Origin of the sequence: Belnapia moabensis DSM 16746, assembly GCF_000745835.1 — a bacterium.
Taxonomy (GTDB): Bacteria; Pseudomonadota; Alphaproteobacteria; order Acetobacterales; family Acetobacteraceae; genus Belnapia; species Belnapia moabensis.
The window spans coordinates 1-5,909 of sequence record NZ_JQKB01000172.1; the positions used below are offsets into that span (position 1 = coordinate 1).

The window sequence follows — 5,909 nt, forward strand, 5'->3', positions numbered from 1 at the left end:
CGGTCAATCAGCCCAGCCGGACCCTCGGCATTGAACCGCACCACCCAGTCCCGGACGATCTGCACCGTCACCCCGCCGATCCGGGCGGCCTCCGTGCGCAATGCGCCATCGTAAATGGCTGCCAAGGCCAACAGGCGACGTGCCTGGGCCGCATCCTTGGTCCGTCGAGCCGCACTACGGAGCCCAGCCGCGTTAAAGTCAGCTCGGAGTGGGATGGGCATGGCGAAGCTCCCCTGTTCGCCACGTTGAATCAGAGCGCCGTCCTCCTGGGAATCCCCAGCAAGTCACGCTCTCCGAGACTTGGTAATAGTCATGATGTCAGCGATGGCGGTCGCGGTGCTTCGGCAGCTCGCCAGGCCCAGTCCTGCTCGACTTGCAGTCAGCGCCGAAGGCCCTGGCTTTGGCGTCGCCCAAGTAGACCAACTCCCTATACCAAAACTCAATGGGACCTGCTCAGTCGATGAGGGCTCGGGCATTGAGCCGGTCATACGAGCCGAAGGCACGGTGACGGGCAAGGACGATGAGCCCGGCGCGTCGGCGAAAGTGTGCAATCCTGCGACCTGCAATGCGTTTTGCAGCCTCGTTGCGGCACACAGCAGCACCAATGCGGTTCCCGTTCGCACTGCCACATGTCCCTTGCCCAAACATGCTAAGCTCACGCTAGATATACGCCTCCCGCAACAAACGTACCGGGAGTAATCCTTTTCACAGGGCATCGACAACGCTCGCAACTGATAATGAATATCAATTGCATTTCGCATGACTTTTTGCTAATCCACCTCTCGTTATTTCAGAATGGGTCTTTAATGGCCTTCACATCTTCGCTTGCCACCAAACAGCGTAGGCTCGGAAGAGCCTTGGCGTTGGCGCTTGTCATGTTGCATCCCGCCGAAGCACACGCCGGTGCGGCTTGACCGCTTGCCGAGCCCGTCGCGTGACTAGGCGTCAATATCCTGCCGAGCGTGGCCGTGGGCATGGACTGGCCTGTGTTATCGCGCACCCGCCAGCAGCACAGCCACCAAGACCGATGCCAGTGCTCAAGATTTTTTTGTCCCTGTCGACCGTCACGCGCGACCGGATGGAGTCCCAAGCAGCGTGGAATGCCAATGTGGTGTTCCTCTACACCACGGCATCGCCACCGACACGTACGACGCGGTGGCGCGATGAGTATTTCATTTGTAGCGGCACCGTGCCGCAGCTCCTCGACGGCATGCGCCTCGTCGGCGGCCGCGACGCCACCCTCAGCGGCGGCATCTCCGAATGGCACGGGTTGATGCGTTGCCCGGACCGCCTTCCGTGATTTACGCCCAACCGAGTCCGGACAAACTGGTGAAGTTCGCCAACAAGCGCTTGACCAATATGCCTTACCGCAACCTGCTGCTGCACGGTGGCAGCTACGGCACCGTCTGCGGTGGGCTCGAACTGAACGCTGCTCTGAACGAAAGCCGGACCCACAGCCAGCGTCTTTTAGGCCAGCAGGCTGCTCCCGGCCTAGCTGGGAGTGCGAGTGGAACGGGAAATCCATCCCTCCTTCTGCGCTTGACGCTTCTGCCTGCTTCATCCGCTGCTGCGTCGCGGCCGGCAAACTTGGGTGCAGCAGCTCGGCCCTGGCGCGCTGCTCTTCGTGCCGCCGCCGCTGAACAACCTGGTCGTCATCCGGCGCCATCTCGGCATCGCTCTCGCCAAGGGCGACCGGGTCCGCGCCTGCATCGATCTCGGGCTGCTGACGATCGGCGCAGTGCTCGAGGCGATCACCTGGATGGTGGCGTGGCATGGGCGAAAGCGCTAATGGAACAAGCGTCAAGCCAACGCGCCGCTCGCCGGTGTGTAGGCAGCCAGATGATGCTGCTCGGCTTACTTTACCCTATGCCGGCTTCGGCGCGCTCTACCTCGCAATGAGCCGGACCAAGAGCAGGTTCTCGGCTAGCCGCTGGCGGCTGCGCCTTACCGGCACGCTGCGACTGCCGCCTCGCCTTTGCCCTGCCTTGGCTTTCACTGGCTGGGGCGGCGGCAGCGTGCTTTGCGCGGGATGCTGACCGCCCCGCCGCGCCTGCTGCGGCCGGCCTGCTTCTCACCTTTTGAACCAGGATAATGAACATGACCAAGGCACGCCTTGCAGCCCTTGCCGCCACGCTTCTCGCCATGCCGCTTCCGGTCACGGCGCATCAGGTTTGGCTTGAGCGTGAGGGCGGCACCGTGCGGGCCTATTTCGGTGAACCGGTCGAGGGCACGCGCGAGCGCAGCGGTGGGCTGCTCGACCGCATTCCCGGTCCGCGCATTTTCATTGAGGACCCGTCCAAGCCACTGCCCTTGCGCCGCGAAACAGACCATATCCAGGCCAGCCTGCCTGCCGCGGATAGCGATGTGCGGCTAGTCGAGGATAGCCTCGCCCCCTATGGCCGCGTGCCGGAGCAGCGCACACGGCCATCATGCTGACGCGCGAGGGACGGACGGAGACACGCGGTCTCATGGATTTGGAGTTGGTACCCGTTGCGCCGAATGCCAACAGCTTCACACTGTTGCTGCGCGGCAATCCCCTGCCCCGCGCCGAGGTCACCGTCGTGGCCCCGCCGCGCTGGGAACGCCGCCTGCACACCGATGCCGAGGGCCGCGTCACAGTCGCCACACCCTGGGCTGGGCGCTATGTCATGGAAGCTGTCCACACCGAGGAGCGTGCAGGCGGCGCGGGCGATGCTGCCTATGTAAAGCAAAGACTGGTTTCCACCGTTTCGTTCGTCGTGACTGAAGGTCTTCACTGGGTGGAGGCTTGGTAAGCTGTCTTAAGCCGGAAGATGGGAGGAGTTGCATTTGGCCGTCCCGCGCTCGCGGCTTGCCCGCCTTGCTCCGTTGCAAGGGTCATATGGTAGTGCGCGGGTAGCTGAGGCGCTGAAGGTTGGAGATGAGTTAGAGCAGTTGACTATCCGCCACTGAGTGGTTGAGGCAAAACCTCGTTGAGCCCTTGCGGCAGTGCCAGCTCCTTCTGCGACAAGCAGTTCAGCGATGGCGACATCGACCGCCAAGTCACATCCAACAGCCATTCCATGTCATCGCTCTGGGCGCCCTATGGCGCCTGGGCTAGCTGCGAACTCTGTTCGACATGGACGAGATGTTCGTGGGCCCGCGCCATCATCTTCCGCCACGAAGCCGCCCGTGACTCGGAGCCGAAGCTTGCGCCGCTACGGGCTGCTCATGATCTTCCTTCAGGTGTTGCGCCCTCGCAATCTATACGTGAACTGACAAAATTTTTCACACGCACTTCGAAATTAACTCATAAGTTGATAAATACAGCATAAATGTATCCAGAGAACTGAATGTCGGTTGGTTCCCAGGTAAAATATTGGATTCCGAAGATTATCGCGACATTGCTAGTAGGCAATCTATCTGACCCGTTACCGTTGGCTTCAGCGGAGAGCGCAACAATTGCGCCGTCGTTGGCTGAGGGATGGACATTATGGCTGGCATCAGGATCCAAGCTGAGACAGGTGTGATCACGCTGGTGGCCGCGTCCGACAGCAGCAGCACCCAAGTCCGCAATGAAGGCAATCCGGACACTACGGCCGGCCTGCCGAACGGTCTCCGTCCCGGCTACACTGGCACGGGTTATCTCGATTTCGGCAACGACGCAGGCGACCGCGTCACCTACAGCTTCGAGGTTGAGACGGCAGGCGTGTACACAGTCAACATCCGCTACGCCTCTGCCCCGGTCGGCACCGCTGGCACACGGCCCCTCGCCCTCGCCGTCAACAACGGCAATTCCATCAATGTCCCCTTCCCCAACACCGGCCCCAGCAGCGGCGAGCTCCAAGGCTTCAATGTCTGGAAAACCGTCGTCCAGACCGTGACCCTCCAGGCCGGCACCAATACCCTCTCCTTCGCCATCCCCACCGGTGCCACCGCGGGCCCCAACCTAGACAGCATTGAAATCGTTCTCCCCGGAACCGAGCCCGACGCTACCGCCGATGCCGACGGTATCCTCGCCTTCTCCGGGCCGGCCGCGCCGCTGGATAAGTCCGCCGCCGCCTCCATCGCCTTCAACGTCGCCGGCCGTGACGACGACATCTACAAGGCCGAGATCAGCTTCGATGGCGGCACCACCCGTACGACTGTCTATCCCAAGGCCAATGGCGACTTCGTTTACAACGGGTCTGCCCTTCCCTTTGGCACCAGCACCGCCACCCTCATCGTCACGGATGCCACCCTCAACGAGGCCAGGACCACAACCTCCGTCACCATCGGCGGCACGATCGGCACGCTCGTCCCACTCACCATTCAGGCCGAAGACTTCACCGTCAACGACACCACCGGCACTGGCTCGGACCTCACTCAGCCACGGAAGGTCGGGGCCCTGGGTACCGGGTACTCGCCTCCCACCCGTGAAGTGAACATCGATGGCCTTTGGGACGGCTTCACTGGCACCGGCTACATGGATATGGGCAGCGCTACCGGCGACGCCGTGAACTTCGCGGTGAACATCCCGACCGCCGGCACCTACACCCTCTCATTCCGTTATAGCAACGGCGGCGGTGGCGATAACGCGCCGCGGCCCATGACCCTCACCGCGGGCGGCCAGACGCAAACCCTCAACTTCACCGGTACCGGCGTCGGTGGCTGGGACAATTGGGCGGTTGTGACTATCACCGTCGAACTCGCCGCCGGGCGCAACATCATCTCGCTCGCCAACAGCAACGGCCAGGGGCCCAATATCGACAGCGTCACCATCGCCGCAGTCGAGGAAGAGCCGGAGAACACGCCGCCGGTCCTGGCCGATGGCATTATCGACGATGCGCAAGTGGTGGAAGGCTCTCTCTTCAGTCTCGACCTGGACACCGTGTTCGACGATGCCGATGGCGACACCCTGACCTTCACCTCCACCGAACTGCCCACTTGGCTGACCCTTGCCCCGAACGGCGTGTTGAGCGGCACGCCGCCGAGCGGGGCTGCCGGTAGCTCGACGCAGATCACCGTCACGGCGCGCGATCCCGCCGGTGCAGTGGTGAGCGATACCTTCCAGCTGACGGTTGCTGCAGCCGATGTGAATGAAGCACCCGAGGTGGCGAACGAGGTTACCGACCAGACGGGCCAGGTCGGCGAACCGCTGACCATCACCCTGCCGGACAACATCTTCACCGACCCGGATGGCGACGAGCTGGAAATCACGCTCACTGGCTTGCCCCCAGGCCTCACCTTTGATGCCGAGAGCGGCACGATCACCGGCACCCCGACCACGGCCGGTTCCTTCGCACTGACCCTCACCGCCACCGACGGCACCAACGCTCCCGTCAGCGATACCTTCAACCTCGACATTGGCCCTGCTGAAGCCGATGAGAACGGCGCGCCGTTCGTGGCGAACGCGTTCGCCGACCAGACCGGTCAGGTCGGCGAGGCGCTGGCCATCGCCTTGCCGGACAACGCCTTCACCGACCCGGACAACGATGCGCTGACGCTCAGCCTCACCGGCCTGCCGCAGGGCGTCACCTACAACGCCGAGACCCGCACCCTCTCCGGCACCCCGACCACCGCCGGCACCTACCAGCTGACCGTCACCGCCACCGACACGGCCGGCGCGACCGCCACCGATACCTTCGCCCTCACCATCGAGGCCGAGGACCAGGAGCCGGCAGCGCCGGTGCGGATCGAGGCGGAAGCCTTCGAGCGCCGCACCGGCTTCACCTTCGAGACCATCGCCGGCACCTCCGGCGGCCAGGTGATCCGCCTGCCCTCGGGCCAGAGCGGCACGACCTCGACCGACCTCGCCGATGTGGGCGTGGCGGCCGGCACCTACGACGTCCGCATCGCCTATCTCGACGAGAACGACAGCAACATCGGTGCCTCGCTTTATGTCGACGGCGTCAAGGTCGGCGACTGGCGCTTCGACCAGGCGACGCCGGGCAACGGCACCCAGATCGCCA

The 5,909-nt window shown here is 63.4% G+C and carries 6 protein-coding genes; 5 read left to right on the forward strand and 1 reads right to left on the reverse strand.

Annotated elements, in window-relative coordinates; all coding sequences use genetic code 11:
* The coding region (locus EP26_RS37070; RefSeq protein WP_043338741.1) for a helix-turn-helix domain-containing protein at positions 1–221 on the reverse strand (221 nt) is incomplete at its 3' end.
* An 806-nt stretch (positions 222–1,027) separates the two neighbouring features.
* Between EP26_RS37070 and EP26_RS29455 the strand changes: the two genes are divergently transcribed.
* From EP26_RS29455 to EP26_RS29475, 5 genes are all read left to right on the forward strand, one after another.
* Entirely contained in the window at positions 1,028–1,300 is a 273-nt protein-coding gene (locus tag EP26_RS29455) for a hypothetical protein (RefSeq protein WP_043344749.1), read from the forward strand.
* Positions 1,301–1,591: 291 nt separating this feature from the next.
* Positions 1,592–1,789, forward strand: coding sequence for a hypothetical protein (locus EP26_RS29460; protein ID WP_043344750.1), 198 nt, complete (start codon positions 1,592–1,594; stop codon positions 1,787–1,789).
* 308 nt (positions 1,790–2,097) lie between these two features.
* On the forward strand, positions 2,098–2,436 hold the full coding sequence (locus tag EP26_RS29465; RefSeq protein WP_043344752.1) for a hypothetical protein: 339 nt from the start codon (positions 2,098–2,100) through the stop codon (positions 2,434–2,436).
* 32 nt (positions 2,437–2,468) lie between these two features.
* The gene (locus tag EP26_RS29470) at positions 2,469–2,774 is read left to right on the forward strand and encodes a DUF4198 domain-containing protein (protein ID WP_052389856.1); all 306 of its coding nucleotides are present in this window, start codon (positions 2,469–2,471) and stop codon (positions 2,772–2,774) included.
* Positions 2,775–3,838: 1,064 nt separating this feature from the next.
* Positions 3,839–5,909, forward strand: a 2,071-nt coding sequence (locus EP26_RS29475) for a putative Ig domain-containing protein (protein WP_245624566.1), incomplete at its 3' end; no start/stop codon positions are given.

What these genes read in the sequence shown, in the direction of transcription:
- EP26_RS29455 (WP_043344749.1), top strand. Translation starts at nt 1,028, where the DNA reads ATGCCAGTGCTCAAGATTTTTTTGTCCCTGTCGACCGTCACGCGCGAC.
- EP26_RS29465 (WP_043344752.1), top strand. Translation starts at nt 2,098, where the DNA reads ATGACCAAGGCACGCCTTGCAGCCCTTGCCGCCACGCTTCTCGCCATG.
- EP26_RS29470 (WP_052389856.1), top strand. Translation starts at nt 2,469, where the DNA reads ATGGATTTGGAGTTGGTACCCGTTGCGCCGAATGCCAACAGCTTCACA.